General features: G+C 72.7%; 21 protein-coding genes and 1 tRNA gene. 6 read left to right on the top strand and 16 right to left on the bottom strand.

Annotated elements, in window-relative coordinates; translation table 11 throughout:
• Position 1: 1 nt before the first annotated feature.
• On the bottom strand, positions 2–1,474 hold the full coding sequence (locus tag ABZ374_RS38690; protein WP_360320825.1) for an MFS transporter: 1,473 nt from the start codon (positions 1,472–1,474) through the stop codon (positions 2–4).
• Positions 1,475–1,551: 77 nt separating this feature from the next.
• Between ABZ374_RS38690 and ABZ374_RS38685 the strand changes: the two genes are divergently transcribed.
• Positions 1,552–2,136, top strand: coding sequence for an XRE family transcriptional regulator (locus tag ABZ374_RS38685; protein WP_360320822.1), 585 nt, complete (start codon positions 1,552–1,554; stop codon positions 2,134–2,136).
• A gap of 55 nt (positions 2,137–2,191) precedes the next feature.
• Here ABZ374_RS38685 and ABZ374_RS38680 read toward each other — a convergent pair.
• The 6 genes from ABZ374_RS38680 to ABZ374_RS38655 all read right to left on the bottom strand — a co-directional run bounded on the left by ABZ374_RS38680 (position 2,192) and on the right by ABZ374_RS38655 (position 5,654).
• A tRNA-OTHER gene (locus ABZ374_RS38680) sits at positions 2,192–2,311 on the bottom strand.
• Positions 2,312–2,444: 133 nt separating this feature from the next.
• Positions 2,445–2,924 carry a carboxymuconolactone decarboxylase family protein gene (locus ABZ374_RS38675; RefSeq protein ID WP_360320819.1) on the bottom strand — a complete coding sequence of 160 codons (480 nt, stop codon included), beginning with the start codon at positions 2,922–2,924 and terminating at the stop codon, positions 2,445–2,447.
• Between the two features lie 2 nt (positions 2,925–2,926).
• Complete coding sequence (locus tag ABZ374_RS38670) at positions 2,927–4,000, bottom strand: dihydrodipicolinate reductase (protein ID WP_360320816.1); 1,074 nt, start codon at positions 3,998–4,000, stop codon at positions 2,927–2,929.
• Positions 4,001–4,111: 111 nt separating this feature from the next.
• The gene (locus ABZ374_RS38665; protein ID WP_360320813.1) at positions 4,112–4,543 is read right to left on the bottom strand and encodes a GNAT family N-acetyltransferase; all 432 of its coding nucleotides are present in this window, start codon (positions 4,541–4,543) and stop codon (positions 4,112–4,114) included.
• A 70-nt stretch (positions 4,544–4,613) separates the two neighbouring features.
• Positions 4,614–5,072: a hypothetical protein gene (locus ABZ374_RS38660; protein WP_360320810.1), complete on the bottom strand. Its 459-nt coding sequence runs from the start codon at positions 5,070–5,072 to the stop codon at positions 4,614–4,616.
• Between the two features lie 69 nt (positions 5,073–5,141).
• On the bottom strand, positions 5,142–5,654 hold the full coding sequence (locus tag ABZ374_RS38655; RefSeq protein WP_360320807.1) for a methylated-DNA--[protein]-cysteine S-methyltransferase: 513 nt from the start codon (positions 5,652–5,654) through the stop codon (positions 5,142–5,144).
• Positions 5,655–5,830: 176 nt separating this feature from the next.
• Here ABZ374_RS38655 and ABZ374_RS38650 point away from each other — a divergent pair, with 176 nt between their 5' ends.
• Positions 5,831–6,817, top strand: coding sequence for an alpha/beta hydrolase (locus ABZ374_RS38650; protein ID WP_360320804.1), 987 nt, complete (start codon positions 5,831–5,833; stop codon positions 6,815–6,817).
• A gap of 122 nt (positions 6,818–6,939) precedes the next feature.
• Here ABZ374_RS38650 and ABZ374_RS38645 read toward each other — a convergent pair whose 3' ends face one another.
• Together ABZ374_RS38645 and ABZ374_RS38640 are read right to left on the bottom strand one after the other, a co-directional pair.
• Positions 6,940–7,803: a universal stress protein gene (locus ABZ374_RS38645; RefSeq protein WP_360320801.1), complete on the bottom strand. Its 864-nt coding sequence runs from the start codon at positions 7,801–7,803 to the stop codon at positions 6,940–6,942.
• 91 nt (positions 7,804–7,894) lie between these two features.
• On the bottom strand, positions 7,895–8,314 hold the full coding sequence (locus ABZ374_RS38640; RefSeq protein WP_360320798.1) for a CBS domain-containing protein: 420 nt from the start codon (positions 8,312–8,314) through the stop codon (positions 7,895–7,897).
• On the opposite strand from ABZ374_RS38640, the gene ABZ374_RS38635 reads away from it, so the two are divergent.
• On the top strand, positions 8,292–8,975 hold the full coding sequence (locus tag ABZ374_RS38635) for a TetR/AcrR family transcriptional regulator (protein WP_360320795.1): 684 nt from the start codon (positions 8,292–8,294) through the stop codon (positions 8,973–8,975). The genes ABZ374_RS38640 and ABZ374_RS38635 overlap by 23 nt on opposite strands.
• Positions 8,976–9,009: 34 nt before the next feature.
• On the opposite strand, the gene ABZ374_RS38630 is transcribed toward ABZ374_RS38635, so the two are convergent.
• The 6 genes from ABZ374_RS38630 to ABZ374_RS38605 all read right to left on the bottom strand — a co-directional run bounded on the left by ABZ374_RS38630 (position 9,010) and on the right by ABZ374_RS38605 (position 13,735).
• The gene (locus tag ABZ374_RS38630) at positions 9,010–9,867 is read right to left on the bottom strand and encodes a metal ABC transporter permease (RefSeq protein ID WP_360320792.1); all 858 of its coding nucleotides are present in this window, start codon (positions 9,865–9,867) and stop codon (positions 9,010–9,012) included.
• The gene (locus ABZ374_RS38625; RefSeq protein ID WP_360320789.1) at positions 9,864–10,793 is read right to left on the bottom strand and encodes a metal ABC transporter permease; all 930 of its coding nucleotides are present in this window, start codon (positions 10,791–10,793) and stop codon (positions 9,864–9,866) included. Before ABZ374_RS38625 ends, ABZ374_RS38630 begins: the two co-directional genes overlap by 4 nt.
• Positions 10,794–10,800: 7 nt before the next feature.
• Positions 10,801–11,574: a metal ABC transporter ATP-binding protein gene (locus ABZ374_RS38620; protein ID WP_360320786.1), complete on the bottom strand. Its 774-nt coding sequence runs from the start codon at positions 11,572–11,574 to the stop codon at positions 10,801–10,803.
• A gap of 1 nt (position 11,575) precedes the next feature.
• The gene (locus ABZ374_RS38615) at positions 11,576–12,613 is read right to left on the bottom strand and encodes a metal ABC transporter substrate-binding protein (protein WP_360320783.1); all 1,038 of its coding nucleotides are present in this window, start codon (positions 12,611–12,613) and stop codon (positions 11,576–11,578) included.
• Between the two features lie 310 nt (positions 12,614–12,923).
• Positions 12,924–13,154 (bottom strand): hypothetical protein, encoded by a 231-nt coding sequence (locus tag ABZ374_RS38610; protein ID WP_360320780.1) that lies wholly within the window; start codon positions 13,152–13,154, stop codon positions 12,924–12,926.
• 122 nt (positions 13,155–13,276) lie between these two features.
• The gene (locus tag ABZ374_RS38605; protein WP_360320777.1) at positions 13,277–13,735 is read right to left on the bottom strand and encodes a hypothetical protein; all 459 of its coding nucleotides are present in this window, start codon (positions 13,733–13,735) and stop codon (positions 13,277–13,279) included.
• A 200-nt stretch (positions 13,736–13,935) separates the two neighbouring features.
• Here ABZ374_RS38605 and ABZ374_RS38600 point away from each other — a divergent pair, with 200 nt between their 5' ends.
• From ABZ374_RS38600 to ABZ374_RS38590, 3 genes are all read left to right on the top strand, one after another.
• Entirely contained in the window at positions 13,936–14,538 is a 603-nt protein-coding gene (locus ABZ374_RS38600) for a helix-turn-helix domain-containing protein (protein WP_360320774.1), read from the top strand.
• Between the two features lie 30 nt (positions 14,539–14,568).
• The gene (locus tag ABZ374_RS38595; protein ID WP_360320771.1) at positions 14,569–15,198 is read left to right on the top strand and encodes a class I SAM-dependent methyltransferase; all 630 of its coding nucleotides are present in this window, start codon (positions 14,569–14,571) and stop codon (positions 15,196–15,198) included.
• 220 nt (positions 15,199–15,418) lie between these two features.
• Entirely contained in the window at positions 15,419–15,655 is a 237-nt protein-coding gene (locus tag ABZ374_RS38590; protein ID WP_360320768.1) for a DUF2795 domain-containing protein, read from the top strand.
• A 66-nt stretch (positions 15,656–15,721) separates the two neighbouring features.
• On the opposite strand, the gene ABZ374_RS38585 is transcribed toward ABZ374_RS38590, so the two are convergent.
• Positions 15,722–16,216, bottom strand: coding sequence for a hypothetical protein (locus ABZ374_RS38585; protein WP_360320765.1), 495 nt, complete (start codon positions 16,214–16,216; stop codon positions 15,722–15,724).
• Between the last annotated feature and the right edge of the window lie 99 nt (positions 16,217–16,315).

Here is a 16,315-nt window from a genome sequence, read left to right as displayed (position 1 = left end):
ACTACCGCGCGCCCCGGGCCACCCGACGCGCGGACACCCGGCCGCCGACCGCGATGCCCCACGCGAGCACGAGCAACAGCGCGGCGACCACGAACGTGGCCCGCATCCCGTCGGCGACCGCCCCGCCCCGCGCCGTGGTGACGTCGTCGGTGCCCGACGCGAACGCGAACACCGCGCCCATGACCGACGTTCCGGTGATCAGCCCGAGATTGCGCGACAGGTTGAGCATCCCGGACACGACACCCCGTCGGTCCGGTGGGACATCGGCCAGCACGGCGGTGTTGTTCGCGGTCTGGAACACCGCATAGCCGGCCGTGACGACCACGATCGGCACGAGGTAACCGGCCACGCCGAACGACGCCGGTGACATCGACAACCCGAACGCGCCGACGGCCATCGCACCGAGCCCGACCACGGTCATCCGAGTCGCGCCGAACCGGTCCGCCAGGCGACCGGCCGACACCCCGATCAGCGCGGCGACCACCGGACCGACCGACAACACGAGCCCGACCAGGGTGTCCCGCAGCCCGAGCGTGCGGGCGAGGTAGAACGGCCCGACCACGAGCGTGGCCATCATCACCGTCGACACCAGCACACTCATCGCCAGGCTCCCGCCCAGCATCGGTTCGCGGAACATCGCCGGCCGGATCAGCGGTGCGTCCGCCCTCCCCTGGGCCCGAACGAACAGCACGACCCCGATGACGGCGGCGAGCAGCAGCGCCACGTTGAGTCGGCCGAAACGGCCGTGCCCGAGCGTCATGGCGAGCGCGTACGCCGCGAGCGTCAGCGCGAGCAGCAGCGTGCCCAGGTAATCGAAACCGGCCCGCGCCGTCCCGGCCTCGCGTCGGTCGATCGGCAGATGGCGGTACACCAGGAACAGCGTCACCAGGCCCAGCGCCGCGTTGACGAGGAAGATCATCCGCCAGCCGGGTCCGGCCAGCAACGCACCGCCCACGGACGGGCCGAGCGCGGTACCGATCGCGGACATCGTGCCGAGCAGGCCCATCGCGCGCCCGGTCCGCGCCTTGGGCACCGTCTCGCCCACGAACGCCATGGTCAGCGCCATCATCGCGGCCGCGCCGAGGCCCTGCGCCGCCCGCGCGGCGATCAGCAGCCACAACGAGGGCGCCAGGCCGCACAGGACCGAGGCCACCGTGAACAGCAGGATCCCGGCCGACAACAACCGGCGCCGACCGAACAGGTCGCCGAGCCGCCCCACGCCGACGATCACGGTGGTGATGGCGAGGAGGTAGGCCAGGACGACCCACTGCACCGCCTGGAAGGAGGCGTCGAACGTGCCGGCCAGGGTCGGCAGCGCGACATTGGCGACGCTGGTGCCGAGCGAGGCAGCCAACATGGACGAGGACAGCCCGGCCAACGCCCAGCGCACCGCCGCTGCCTGCTTCGCACCGCCGGTCACCGCCTCGGTTGCCGGCGCGTCGGTCGTTCTTCGGGTTGCACCGTGTGGGCTCATGCCGAGGAGGGTGTCCGCACCGCACCCTCCCGGCAATTCTTGTTGCCATTTTCGGGACACCGGAGTGGAATGCCCCCATGGACAACGCACCGGCCCATCAAGCGGTCCTGGACGCGGTCGCGCCACGACTGCGGCGCCTGCGCGCCCACCACGGCCTCACCCTGGCCGCGCTCTCCGCGGCGACCGGCATCTCCAAGAGCACCCTGTCCCGGCTGGAGTCCGGCCAACGCCGGCCCAGCCTGGAACTGTTGTTGCCACTGGCCGGCGTCTACCACGTACCGCTGGACGACCTGGTCGGCGCGCCCGAGGTCGGCGACCCCCGCGTACGGCTGACCCCGCGCCCGCTGCCGAGCGGCGGCACATCGGTGTCGCTGACCCGAACCCCCGGCCCGCTCCAGGCGTTCAAGATGATCATCGCCGACCGGGGCACCGAGCCGAATCTGCGCACCCACGAGGGCTACGAGTGGCTGTACGTGCTCACCGGCAGACTGCGCCTGGTACTGGCCGACCACGACCTGGTCCTCGGCCCTGGCGAGGCCGCCGAGTGGGACACCCGGCTGCCGCACTGGTTCGGCAGCGCGGACGGCCGCCCGGTCGAGATCCTCAGCCTCTTCGGCAGACAGGGCGAGCGCATGCACGTCCGCGCCAAACCGCACTCCTGACCATCGGCGGCGGCGCGTGCCGGGCACCCCGGCCACGACGCGCTCGGGGCGGTTGCGGTGCCGACGGGATTCGAACCCGTGGAAGGGGACGGGCAGGCCCGCCCGTTACCCCCTCGATCGACGCGACGGGAACCTCCGCCGCGTCGATTGCAATGGGCCGCTCTGCCACGGCACCCCAACCTGCGGAACCGCGCAATCCCGCTGGGGGTGAGCGTAGTTGCGCGGCACGCGCGGGCCACCCGATTTTTCGCCGCGGCGCACCGGGTCGGGGCCGCCCCGGAGGATCCCGGCGCGGCCCCGAGAGGCACTCAGTGGCTCGGCAACACGCACACCGAGTCGAGCCCGAGCACGTGGTTGAGCCGACCGAAGGCCAGCCAGGACCCGATCGCCATGCTCAGCTCGACGATCTCGGCCTGGGTGTAGTGCGCGGTCATCCGGGCCCAGAACTCGTCGTCCAGGTTGTGGTGGTCCACCGCGTACCGCTCGGCGTATTCGGCGGCCAACCGGGTGCGGTCGTCGAAGACCTCGGTGGTGCGCCACTCGGTGACCGCGACGTCGAAGCCGTCCTCGACCTTGTCCCCGTCGCGTTCGGTGCGCCAGTCGAGGCAGAAGATGCACCCGTTGATCTGGGCGATCCGCAGCCGCGCGGCCTCGAATTCGCGCAGGCCCAGCTTCGAGGCGTCGTAGACCTTCATCGAGAACGTGGAGGCCGCGATGCCGATCTCGGGCACCATCTCCGCCCACACGTAGGCGAGCGGGTCCTTGTCCTCGGGAATGTCGATCTGCATGGTTACTTCCTTCCGAGCTTGCCGACTGCGGGACGGAGCGGAATGTCGAGCGCGTCGTAGAGCCCGGGTTCGGCGGCGACCAGCCAGTCGATGGCGCCGACGAGTCGGCCGACCGCGGTGGCGTTCCCGCCCGCCGACCGGTTCGTGCCCTCGTCGGTGGCCTCGACCGTCACCTCGATCCGCGGGCGTCCCTCGATGACCACCCGGTGGGCCCCGTCGCCGTTGGGCGGTGTGGGCCAGTCCGGCGCGCAGGAGGGGTGGATCCGGGTCACGTGCTCGATCACGATCCGGGGCTCGCCGTCGACGATGCCCTGCACCTCGAACCGCACCGCGCCCTGCGTGCCCGCCTCGAACTCGCCCATCGTCGTGGTGCGTACCGTGCTCTCCAGCGGCCGGCGGTCCATCGTCTCCCGGATCTCGTCCAGTTCGACGCCCAACGCCCGTGCCATCAACCGGATTTGCCCGCCCCACACCATGGTCGGCATGTCCGGCCACAACATCGGCGCCCCGTAGTCCATCGGCTGCCCCATGCCGACCAGATTCCGGACCGAGTCCTCCTGGTCGTAGGTGGAGTAGTCGAAGATCTCCTGGCAGCGGATCGCGTCCACGGTGGTGCCCAACCCGCTGATCAGCAGCGGCAGTACGTCGTTGCCCCAGCCCGGGTCCACGCCGGAGACGAACAGCGACCCGCCGCCCGCCGCGATGGCGGCAAGTACCGGCTCGCGCAACTCCGTTGGGGCGTTGCGCTGGTCGTAGAGCGCGTACAGGGCGGGGGTGACCACCACGGCACCGGCCCGGATCGCCCGGACGATGTCGTCGAGCGCCTCGTCGGGACGGATGTCGCCGGACGCGGCGTACACCACCGCGCCCGGCCCGGCGGCCAGCACCGCGTCGATGTCGTTCTCGGCCGCGACACCCAACTCGTGGTCCAACCCCGCCAGTTCACCCGCATCGCGGCCGACCTTGTCGGGATTGTGCACCAATACCGCCGCGAGCTTCAGCGCCGGATGCGCCTCGACGGCGCGGATGGCCGCACGGCCGACGTTCCCGGTACCCCAGACAACCGTGGAAATCATGCGCTGGAGGGTAGCGAGGGCCCTCGACGGTTCATAGGGCCACGACCGGAAAAGATGACCGGTTGGCCGAGCCCGCGTCCGACGCGGGCTCGGTCGCCGTGCCCGGACGGCTCACTGTTCGCCCAGGACCATCCACGTGTCGGTGGCGCCGAGCGGTACGAAGCCCACCTGCGCGTAGACCGCGTGCGCGTCCGCCGTGGCCAGCATCAGGCGCCGTATGCCGGCGGGCGCGAGGTGGTCCCGCACGTGCGCGGCCAACGCGGTGCCCAGGCCCTTGCCCCGGACGTCGGGCGCGATGTACACGTCGCAGAGCCAACCGAAGGTGGCCCCGTCGGTGATCACCCGGGCATAGCCGACCTGGGCCCCGGAGGCCGTGTCGTAGACCCCGAAGTTGAGCGACCCGGCGATCGCCGTGTCCAGCTTCTCCCGCGTGCGCCCCAGCGCCCAATACGCGTCGAGCGACAACCAGCGGTGGATCAGCGCGGCGTCGAGCCGGGTCGGGTCGGTCGAGATTTCGTAGCCGTCGGGCAGGTGAAAGTCCATCCCCGGATCCAACCAGCCGGCCCCCGCGGACGACCACCCGTTAAACGGCCGCCCGTTGTCCGGGCCGCGTTCAAAGTGTGGGCACCAGGGCCTCCGCGCGCGCCCGCAGGCCGGGCACCCAGTCCCGCCCGGGGGTGATCAGGCGCAGCCGGAGCAGGTGGCCTCGGCCGGGGCCGGGGGTGTCGCGTTGCAGGGTGCCGGTGACGCAGTCGAAGGTGGCCGCGTCCGTGTGCCGGACGAAGAAGGCCGGGCCGGCGATCCCGGCGAGCAGTTCGATCGCGTCGGCCAACAGGCGGGGGCTGCGCGGTCTGGCGTGCTCGACGTCGACGGCGTAGACGCCGTCCGGCAATACGGTGGCGCCGCGCAGCCGCCAGGGCGACCCGGGGAGATCGCAGGCGACGCGCAGTCTGGGCAGCAGATCCGTTGCGGGATCCGCCGCCGGCCAGCCCGGCCGGGTCGTCTGCTCGGCCAACTCGTGCAAGGCGTCCCCGGGCGCCTCTTCACCCGACACGCCGAAGAAATCGTCCATGACAGTCACTGTAAGTCGAAGAGTCGTAACCGGCTTCCCCGCAGCGCCCGGGTCGACCCGCGTCGGGGCTCAGAACAGCCGGGCGGCCCTGGTGCTCTCGGATTCCTCCAGTTCGAGCAGCCGTCGCTTGCGTTCGAGTCCGCCGGCGAAGCCGGTCAGCTTCCCGTCGCTGCCGACGACGCGATGACAGGCCACGATGATCGAGATCGGGTTGTGCCCGACCGCCTGGCCCACCGACTGGGCCAGCGCCTTGTTCCCCAACCGCTCGGCGAGTGCCCCGTAGGTGGTGGTCTCGCCGAACGGGATCTCCCGGAGCATCGCCCACACCTGCTCCTGGAACGCATCGCCGTGCGTGGCGATGGGCAGGTCGAACGCGGTCCGGTCGCCGTCGAGGTACTCGGCCAATTGGGTCGCCGCCGCCGCGAGCAACGGGTCCCGGCGATGGTCGACCCGCCGGCCGAGGCTCTCCTCGGGAGGCAGGTACCAGTGTTGCGGGAAGTAGAGGCCCACGATGGCATCCTGCGCCGCCACCACGGTGAGCCCGCCCAGCGAGGTGTCGACGATCGAGTGCCGTGTGTCCATGGTGCCGATCTCCCCTGTCGCGATGTGTGTGCCCATCCTTCACCCCCGCGTCCGCCGGCCGCGCGGAGCCCGCGGGATGTGCGATCCGGGCGCGGTTTGCCGAAGCGGCAAAGAAGTTTGTGACGGTGGAAAAGTCGCCACATGATCGGGGTCCGCACCCAGACCCGGGAGTTTTCATGACACGGCCTGCCCACACCGCGGCCCCCGTCCATCGCCTGATCCCCTCCCCCGCCGGCCGCATCCATCTGGTGGAGCAGGGCACCGGCCCGCTGGTCCTGCTCGTGCACGGGTTCCCCGATTCCTGGTACGGCTGGCGCCGGCAACTGGCCGACCTGGCGGCGGCCGGCCATCGGGCGGTCGCCATCGACGTCCGGGGCTACGGCCGCTCGTCCAAGCCTTCGGACGTCGCCGCGTATCGAATGCTGGAGCTGATCGAGGACAACGTCGCCGTCGTCGAGGCGCTGGGCGAGCGTTCGGCGGTGATCGTCGGGCACGACTGGGGCTCGACCATCGCCGCCGGGTCCGCGCTCGTGCGGCCGGACGTCTTTCGCGCGGTCGGGTTGCTGAGTGTGCCGTACACCCCGCCGGGCGGGCCGAAGCCCGGTGACGTGTTCGCGGCGATGGGCGGCGAGGAGGAGTTCTACGTCCGGTACTTCCAGGAGCCCGGCCGCGCCGAGGCGGAGATCGAGCCGGACGTGCGGGGGTGGCTGGCCGGGTTCTACGCCGCGCTGTCCGCCGACACGATGCCGGCCGCCGACGCGCCGGACCCGCACTTCGTCGGCCGCGGCGGCCGGTTGCGCGACCGTTTCCCCGAAGGTCGCCTGCCGGGGTGGCTCGACGAGGCCGATCTCGACGTCTACGCCGGTGAGTTCGAGCGGACCGGGATGACCGGCGCGCTCAACCGCTACCGGAACATGGACCGGGACTGGGCCGACCTGGCGGCCTACGCCGGCGCGCCGATCACCCAGCCCTCGCTGTTCCTGGGCGGCGCCCTGGACGCCTCCACCATGTGGCTGTCCGACGCGATCGAGGCATTCCCCACCACGCTGCCCGGCCTGGTCCACTCGCGGATCCTGGACGGTTGCGGCCACTGGCTCCACCACGAGCGCCCCACCGAGGTCGACCGGCTTCTGGTCGACTGGCTGGCCGGCCTACCGAGCTGACAAGTCCCTTGCCCGGAAGACGGGTTGCCGGCACGCACCGACTCCGGCACGGGCTCGGGCGGTGAACAGACGTTCGGTGTCGACCGCGACATCCGGTGGGTCGGGCCCGGCCGAAGTCGCGGTCAGAGCACCGGGACCACCGCCACCGGGCAGTGGGCGTGGTGCAGGACGGCGTGCGTGGTCGGGCCCAACCTCATCGGCAGGGGGCCGTGTCGTCGGTGCGAGGCGACGACCACGAGGGCGCCGCCGGTGGACACGCAGACCAGGTCGCGCCCGGCCGACCCGTTCATCACCACGGTGTCCACCGGCAGTTCGGGATACTCGAACCGGATCGGATCGAGCACCGTGTCGACCATCCGGCCGCGCTCGGCGGCGATCTCGTCGACGTCGTACATCGACGGCAACATCAGGCTGGGCGCCAGGCCCGTCACCGGGAGCGCCCACGAGTGCACACCACGCAGCCCGCCCAGCCGGAGCGCCCGGTCCGCCGCGAACTCGGCGGCCGGTCCGTCCTCGGGGCCGGCGATGCCCACCACCACACCGCTCGCGTCCTCGGCCGCGTCGGCGTGCACCACCACGACCGGGCACGACGAGTGCGCACACACCCGCAGCGACACCGATCCCAGCAGCAGGCCGGTGAAGCCGCCGTGACCGCGACTGCCCATCACCATGGTGTCCGCGCGGGCGCTCGCCGCGAGCAGCGATTCGGCGGCGTCGCCCTCACGGACCGAGCCCTCCACGACCGCTCCGGCGAAGCGCGCCCGCACCCGGGCGCAGGCGGCGTCGACCAGCGCGTGTGCCCGCTCGCGCAGCTCGACCCGATGTCGGTGGCCGAGCCCGCCGACCGGCACGGCGGTGACCACGTACAGCGGTACCCGCCGGGCGACGGCGTCCTGCGCGGCCCAATCCAGGGCCCGGTCGGCGGCGGGCGAACCGTCGTGACCGACCAGGACCCCGAGAGCGACTTCGCTGTGTGTGGACGACATGGCATTCACCTCGACGGGGCGCTCGGCACACGCACGGCCCGGCACGCACATCGCCCGACACGCGCACGGCCGCGTCGCGTGGATTCTCCCGCTAGCGCGCCGCGTAGACGTTCTCGGCGAAGGCGGCGATCTGTTCCTCCGAGAGGTGTCGCGCCACGTCCGCCTCGCTGATCATGCCGACCAGGCGCTTACGCGCGATCACCGGCAGTCGACGGATCTGGTGCACCTGCATCTCGCTCAGCACCTCGGCGATGTCCGCGTCCGCGTCGATCCAGCGGGGGGTGCCCTCGCACAGCTCGCCGGCCGTGACGCGCGCCGGGTCGTGGCCGGCGGCAAGGCACTTGATGACGATGTCGCGGTCGGTGATGATCCCGCACAGCCGCTCGTTCGCGTCGCTGACCGGGAGCGAACCCACGTCGAGTCGGCGCATCAGTTGCGCGGCCCGATCCAGCGTCTCGGTCTGCGGAATCCACTGCGCACCCTCGTGCATGATGTCCTTGGCCATGGTCATGATGGTGCCTCTCGTCAGGCCCGCCGACGGCAGCACACCGACCGCGGGCTCGGGACCACGCCGCGAGCGCCGTGACGCGGTCCTTCCATCGTCTCCGCCCCACTCCCGGTCGGCCACCCGGGTGAATGACGGCCCGACCGGAACACCCTCGATGGCGCCCGACGTGGGGTCGGGGTCGGCGGCAGGTGGGCCGGGCGGCGGACGAAGGTGCTCGGCAGACCGCGACATCGCCGCCCGCGCGGGCACCACGCCGGCGACCGTGTACCGCTATGTCGGGTCCAAGGACCGGCTGTTGCACGATGTGGTGATCGAATGGGCCGAGCGAACCGCCGCCCACCCGGGCGAGGTGACCTACCGGGGCGGCGCGGCCTTCCGGGACATCGTGCGTCGGGTGGCCCGCGATCCGGCCCTCGTCGAGGCGGGCATCGTCTCCTTCCGCGTCGACGCCTCGGCCGACGACGGACCGGCCCGGTGGCAGGGGCTGTTCACCGCGTTCGTGCGGGCCGCGCCGGACGACCCGGGCCGGCCGGACGACGAGGGCAAGGCGCCGGCCCCGGGACACGTCCCGGTCGCCTGCCTGCTCGACATCACCTCCGGCCGCACCCACCCGGACCAGACCTGCGCCCACATCGACACGGCGGCACACCCGATCTTCCGCTGACCCGCCGCGCCGCACCCCGAACCTCCGGGCGGGTTCAGCCGATTGCGCCGGTCGACGGGCCGGTGGCGGGTCGGCGTTCGACGAGGCGGGCGAGCAGGCCGTGCCGTGGGGACAGGAGCAGGGAGAGCACGAAGACGGCGCCGGCCACCAGCGCGATGGTCGCTCCGGCGGCGACGTCGTAGTGCCGGGAGATCTCCAGTCCGGCCGACGCGCTGCCGATACCCAGTGCGCCGGCCAGCACGGTGGTGCGGGCGAGCGAGTCGGTCCACAGTCGGGCGGTGGCGGCCGGCGCCACCAGCAACGCCATCGTGAGCATGATGCCCACCGCCGGGGTGAGCACCACGATCACGGCCTGGACGATCAGCAGGAGCAACAGGTCCAGCGCGGTCACCGGATGCCCGGCGGCACGCATGCCCTCGTGGTCGAACGCGGCGAAGGTGAGTTCCTTGGCGCACAGGCCGAGCACGAGCAGGATCACCGCCGCGGTGCCGGCCGTGACCACGAGGTCGTGGGTGTCGACGGTGACGATGGAACCGACCAGGAACGCGGAGAGTTTGCGGTCTCCGGCGGGACCGGCGGCAACCAGGGCGGCGCCCAGGGCGAAGCCGGCCGCCAGGATCACCCCGGTCGCACCGGACGCGGTCCGGCCCGGTCGTCGGGTCAGGCCGACGACGGCCAGCGACAACACCACGCCCACCGCGGCACCGCCGAGGTAGATGTCCAGGCCCAGGATCGAGGCGAGCACGACGCCGGGGAAGGTGGCATGGGTCATCGCCATGGCGTGGAAGGCCAGCTTGCGCAGCACCACCTGCACGCCGACGACGCCGGCGAGCAGACCGACCAGACCGGCCTCGGCGTAGGCGCGGTGGGTGTACGTGTCGAACCAGGTCATCGGGGGCTCCCGGTCGGCCGGGGAAGACCCGACGGGGCGGGCATTCCTGCGGCCGGTGCGTGGGCGGACGCGCGCAGGCCGCGCCGGCGGACGAGGCCGGCCGCGACCAGGGCGAGCAGGTAGGCCGCGACCAGGGTCAGGACGACGGTCGGCCCGGTGGGCAGCGCGACGTCGTGGTCGATCGAGGCGGTGTAGCTGATGATCAGGCCGAAGTATCCGCACAGCACGGCCGAGCCGACGCCGATCGTGACGATCGTGCCCAGTCGGCCGCCCAGGGTGCGGCCGATGGCCGCCGGGACCACCAGCAGCGCCAGCACCAGCGCGGTGCCGATGGTGCGGACCGCGGCGACCACGGTCAGCGCGATCACCAGGTTCAACGCCAGGTCCAGCGCGCCGACCCGGTGGCCGGCGGCGCGGGCGGCCTCGACGTCGAAGCTGCGCAGGAACAGTTCTCGGCCGAGCGCCGCGAGCACGGCCAGACACAGCACGGCGACCACCGCGGTCTCGACGATCTGCGTGCGGGAGGTGTAGAGGATCTGGCCGAACAGGAAGGTCTGCAGGTCGGCGGCATAGGAGTGGCTGCGCGAGACCACGATCACCCCGATCGAGAACATCGCGGTCAGGACGATGGCCAGCGCGGCGTCGTCGCTGGTGCGCCGGTTGCGGGTGAGCAGGGTCAGTACGCACGCGGTGATGCCCGCCGCGATCAGCGCGCCCTCGAAGACGCCGTCGGCGCCCTGGAGGGCGAAGCCGATCGCCACGCCCGGGAATACCGTGTGGGTGAGCGCGTCGGCGACGAACTCCAGTCGGCGCAGCGCGACGAACGCGCCGACGGTGCCGCACAGGACGCCCAGGATGGTGAGTTCGATCAGGGCCCGGGTCAGGTAGGGGACCCGGAAGGGCTCCAGGAGCAGGGTGGTGTCCACGGCGGCCTCAGCCCGGGGTGACGACGAGGCGCCCGGCGTCGAGTTCGAGGACCTGTCCGCCGTAGCAGGCGCACAGCAGTTCCGACGTGAGCGCGGACTCGGTTCGGGTGAAGGCGAATTGCCTGCGGTTGACCAGACAGGTCTGCTCGCACAGCCGTTGTGCCACGGCGAGGTCGTGCGTGCTGACCAGGACCGCGGTGCCGGCTGCCTTGGCCCGGGCGAGGGCGTCGATCAGGGCCTCCTGGCTCACCGCGTCGACGCCGTTGAACGGCTCGTCCAGGACCAGGATCGGCGGTTGCGCGGAGAGCGCGCGGGCCAGCAGGACGCGCTGGCGTTGGCCCCCGGACAGGGCGCCGAAGCGGGTGTTCGCGCGGTCGGCGAGGCCGACCAGGGCCAGCGCCTCGTCGGCGGCGGCCCGATCTCGGCGGCCGGGTCGCCGCAGTCGGCCGATCAGCCGGTAGCGGCCCATGAGCACCACCTGGCGTGCGGTGACCGGGAATTCCGGGTCGAGATCGGCCGCCTGCGGTACGTAGCCGACCAGCGCGCGGGCCGCGGCCGGGCGGCGCCCCGCCACGGTGACCGCGCCGGCGACCACCGGAACCAGGCCCAGGACGGCCTTGATCAGCGTGGACTTGCCGCCGCCGTTGGGACCGACCAGGGCCACCGCCTGGCCGGCCGGGACGCGTCCGTCTACCCGACTCAGGGCCGGGGTGCGGTCGTAGGCCATGGTCGCCTCGGTGAAGCGCACGGGATCCGGTGTGGTCTCGATGGGCTCGCTCACCTCAGCCCCGCAGTGCGGCGACGATGGTGTCGGTGTTGTGCGCCTCGGCCGTGAGGTAGGTGGCCCCGGCGGAGCCGGGCGCGCCGAGCGAGTCGGCGTAGAGCGAGTCGTCGCCGTCGACGACCTTGACGCCCGCCTCCCGGGCGATGGTCGCGGCGGTCTTGGGCGGCAGCGCGCTTTCGGCGAACACCGCCTTGGCGCCGGTGGCCTTGATCCTGGCCACGACGTCCTCGATTCGGCTGCCGGAGAGTTCGGCCTGGTCGTCGAAGCTCGGGATGATCGAGCCGACGAACTCCAGCCGGTAACGGTCGACGTAGTAGCCCAGCGCGTCGTGGTTGGTGACCAGTTTGCGGTTGGCCGCCGGAATGGTGTCCAGCTTGGCCCGGTTGTCGGCGTCCAGGGCGTCGAGTTTGGCGCCGTAGCCGGCGAGGTTGTTCTCGTACACCTTGGCGTTGGCCCCGTCGGCGTTGCTCAACGCCTTGGCGATGTTGGTCACCATCACCTTGGCGGCCTGCGGGTCGTGCCAGATGTGCGGATCGTACTCGCCGTGTTCCTCGTGCTTCTCGGGCTCCGCCAACTTCCCGTGTTCCTCGTGTTCCTCGTGCTCGCCCTTGCGCAACTGCACCCCGACGGAGGTGTCCACGACCGGGCCCTCGAAGCCCGCGGCCCGAACCGCCTTGGGCAACCACGCCTTCTCCATGTCGACGCCGTTTTGTACGACCAGCTTGGCCGCGCGCAGCGCGTTCAGGTCGGCCGGCGTCGCCTCGTACTCGTGGGCGCTCGCGTTGGCCTTGATCAACTGGGTCACCTCGACCCGGTCGCCGCCGATGTTGCGCACGAAGTCGGCGACCTGCGTCGTGGTCGCGACGACCTTGATCCGGGGCCCGGTACCGGCGCCGGCCGCCGGTCCGGCGGACTCGATCCGGTTCCCGCCCTTGCCGTCGTCGGTGTCCTTGTCGTCGGAGCCGCACGCGGTGAGGGTTCCGGCGGTCAGGGCGGTGGCGGCGACGGCGAACATCGCGCGGGTGGATATGCGCATGAGAACTCTCCAGGCAGGGGTGTATCGACGCATCGATCGGCGGATGTCGCCTCGATCGTCCGATAATGAAAACCATAATCATCTGAGAAACCCGTGTCCAGGCCGGGGCCGAGCGCGGCCGGGGACCGGGGAGAGCCCGGCCGGGGTCGAGCGCGGGTCGGCATCAGGCGCTCGGGTCGAGGAATTCCTCGAACGGTCGGTCACGGCGCACCGATGGCCCGGATGGGATGTGCACGGGCGACGACACCAAAAACGCCGGTGTCCCCCGGCACGGGTGGGCCGGGGGACACCGAGGTGGGGCGGGCGGGTGCTACGGCCTCGACGCCGCAGCCGGTGGTTGTGGATCGGCCCGCCGTTCGGCCGCGGCGCCGGCGGCGCCGGTCGGATCACCCTCCGGGGTCGTTGCTTCGGCCGCGGTCCGGCCCGAAGCGGCCGTCGGCACCGGGGTGTCCGAGGTCGCGGCGGTGCCGGCGCCGGCGGCGGAACGGACGGCTTCGGCGCGCACGAGGGCGCTCATGAGCAGATATGCGTCAAGGGGCATGGCGGAATCTCCCGGGTTCGCGGGGCTGAGGAATCGAACGCGGACACGCCGGTCCGGCCACGCGCCCCGGGGGTGTCCGGCGGACGGGACCCGGACGGCGGTGGCTCGGCGGCGGTGATCGCTCAGCAGCGCAGGACGACGGTCCGGACCGGGGTCGGTCCGGGCAGGCCCGCGGCGGTACGGGCGCGCAGTTCGCCGGCCAGGGCCGGATCGGCCGGCCGGGATCCGACGGTGCCCACCGGGGCGGCGGCCGACGCGGTGGTGGAGTGGTGCCGCGGCCGGGCGGTGGCCGACGTGCACGCGGGGCCGACGGCGGGGCCGTGCCGGCCACCGGTCTCGCCGGCGGGCGTGGCGCTGCGCACCGAGTGGTCGCCGGGCGGCCCGTCGCCGGGCACGTCGCCGGTGACGGACGAGGCGGCGCGGCCGACCGTGCCCACCGCACAGCGGTCCGGATCCGGCGCGACGCGGTGTGCCACGCCGGGCACGTGGGTCGCGTGCAACAGGGCCATCAGGGCGATCAGCACGATCACCCCGAACACGCCGTGCCGGGCGGAAACGCCACCGGCCGCGACCTGCCCCATCCTGACCTCCCTCGGTACCGCTCTCCGAGAGAACCTCCGATTTCCGCCGTCGGCACGGCAACGAGGCCGAACCGACCCGGATTTCACCCGATCCGGCGAATCCACCCCATCGGGGACCGCCGTATCGACGCCGATCGACCGCCGGCCGCCACCATCGGCCGCATGGACCATCCGTCCGCTTGGCCGATACCGTCGGCCGCATGGACGACACGGCCGCACCCCACAGACCCACGCTGCGCAAGGATGCCGCGCGCAATCGGCGCCGGATCCTGGACGCCGCGCGCGAGCTGGTGCGCCGGGGCAGGCCGCCGCAGCTCAACGCGGTCGCACTGGCCGCCGACGTCGGCGTCGGCACCGTCTATCGGCACTTCCCCACCCCCGAGGCGCTGCTCGAGGCGCTCGCCGCCGACCGGTTCGCGGAGTTGATCCAGCACGCCCGCCGGGCCGCCGAACTGCCGGATCCGCGGCAGGCGCTACGGGGCTTCCTGGCCGCCGCGCTGACCGCCTACACCCAGGACGAGGCGTTCACCGCGGCCGCCTTCGGCCCCGACGCCGCCACCACCGAAACCGTGGAGCTGCGCGACCATCTGCTGCGCGCGACCGGCGAGCTGCTGGCTCGTACGGCCGGCGCCGAGGCGCTGCGCCCGCCCCTGGGCCCCACCGACCTCCAGCTCATGCTCTGCGGCCTGGGCTTCGCCATCCGGCACTCCCCGCACCGGAACGACCCGGAGTCGGCGACGCGCTACCTGGACGCGCTCCTGGACGGCGCCCTGGTCGCGGCGGCGGGAGATGCGACCGACTGACGCCGGGAGGGGCTGTGGCAGGGTCGGGGCATGCCCTTCGATCACAACGACCACTACCATCCGCTGCTGTTGCGCCAGGTGCCGAGGAACAGTCGCACGGCGTTGGACGTGGGCTGCGGCACCGGGCGGTTCGCGCGCCGGCTCGCCGCCTCGGGCATCGCGGTCGACGCGATCGATCCGGCCGAGGAGGCAATCGCCGAGGCCCGTCGTCCGACCCGGGCCGCGCCGAGTGCGCCGCGTCCACGCTTCCGGTGCGCCGACGTCACCGAAATCGAACTGCCGGCCGGGCACTACGACTTCATCTCGTGCCTGGCGAGCATCCACCACGTCCCGTTCGACACCGTCGCCGGCCTGCGCGACGCGCTCGCGCCGGGTGGGGTCCTGGTGATCCTGGGTTGCCACCCCGAGCACACCCCGCTCGACTGGGCGTACAGCCTGGCCGCCGTCCCGATCAACGCCGCCGCGCGGCTCGTCGTGGCGGCGAAGGAGCGACGCGGCGGGCGCGCCGGCGCACCCGAGCCGGCCATCACCGCGCCGGTGCGTCCGCCGACGATGCCGTTGCCGCTGATCCGGCGGGAGGCCGCGGCGCTGTTGCCCGGCTGCACGGTGCGCCGCTTGCTCTTCTGGCGCTATCTGCTCGTCTACCGCGCCCGGGGCTGACCAGCGCCGTCCGCGGGAATCCTGATCCGACATGGCCGGGCCGGGGCGGCGTATTATAGCTCTGGAACGGAAAACCGCCGGCGCCCCGGGATCCGAGCCCCCACGACACCTCGTCTGGCTCGTGTGCCAGGCGGTCCAGCGGGTCGGTCACCGGCGCCTTCGGCGCGACCGGCCGCCGGGCCACACAATCGACAGTGCCGGGTGGTGGTCTGGAGGAGTCATGCGCCGCACTGGCGATTCGACATTGTTGATGGAACCCGACGCGCTGCAGTGTGCGCTGTTCGGCGTGCAATTCCCGGCCCGGCCGGCAGCCCTGACGGCGGCGGCCGCGACGAACGGCGCCGCGGCTTGGGTCACCCGGGCGTTGGCGATGTTGCCGGAACGCCCCTACGAGGGGCCGAACCAGGTCTGCATGGCCCTGTGCGGCCGACACGCGGCCATGGACCCGGGCCTGTGACGCCGCCGGGGCGGACGAGGCGGCGGCCGGATTCCCGGGTGTCGCCGTCCGGCGTCGTGCGGTCGCTCACCGTCGTACGGTCGCGGGGGCCTCAACTTCCAGGTGACGCCGCCCGGCGCGACCCCGGTACTCCAGCACCACCCAACCGAGCCCGCCCAGCACCCGCGCGCACTCGCGCAGCGCCGTCTCCGCCTCGTGGCGTGCACCGCTCCCCCTCGGGCCCGGCCACTCCACCCGGACCACCGCGGGATGCTCGGTCGCGGTGACGCAGTAGCCGGTCGCGGTGCGTTCGCCCCGCTCGTCGACCGCCGACGGCGGCACCCCGGCCGCTTCCAACGACAGGCCGATCGCCCGCACCATCCGCACCCGCTCCCACTCGGCGGGCACCGAACCCGGATCGGCAACCACCGTGTTCACCACCGCGCGAATGCGCAGCAACGCGTCGAACGCGTCCCGCACCGCCGCCGCCCGCTCCGCCGTCCCCGCGCCGGGCGCCGCCGCCGGCCGCACCTCGGCACCGGTCGCCGGCTCGAAGCCGCCCGCCGCTTCCGAAGAGACCATGCCCCCAGCGTAGGTGCGCGCCCGGACCCGCGACCCCGCCCACCGCCCCGGGTGCCGGGTCGCCTCGCGGGTGGGCCGGTCCGTGGGGGGCGGGCTAGG

Source organism: Embleya sp. NPDC005971 (assembly GCF_040629175.1).
GTDB lineage: Bacteria > Actinomycetota > Actinomycetes > Streptomycetales > Streptomycetaceae > Embleya.
The sequence above is the reverse complement of the archived record's forward strand: the minus strand, read 5'-3'. Positions and strand labels throughout refer to the sequence as shown.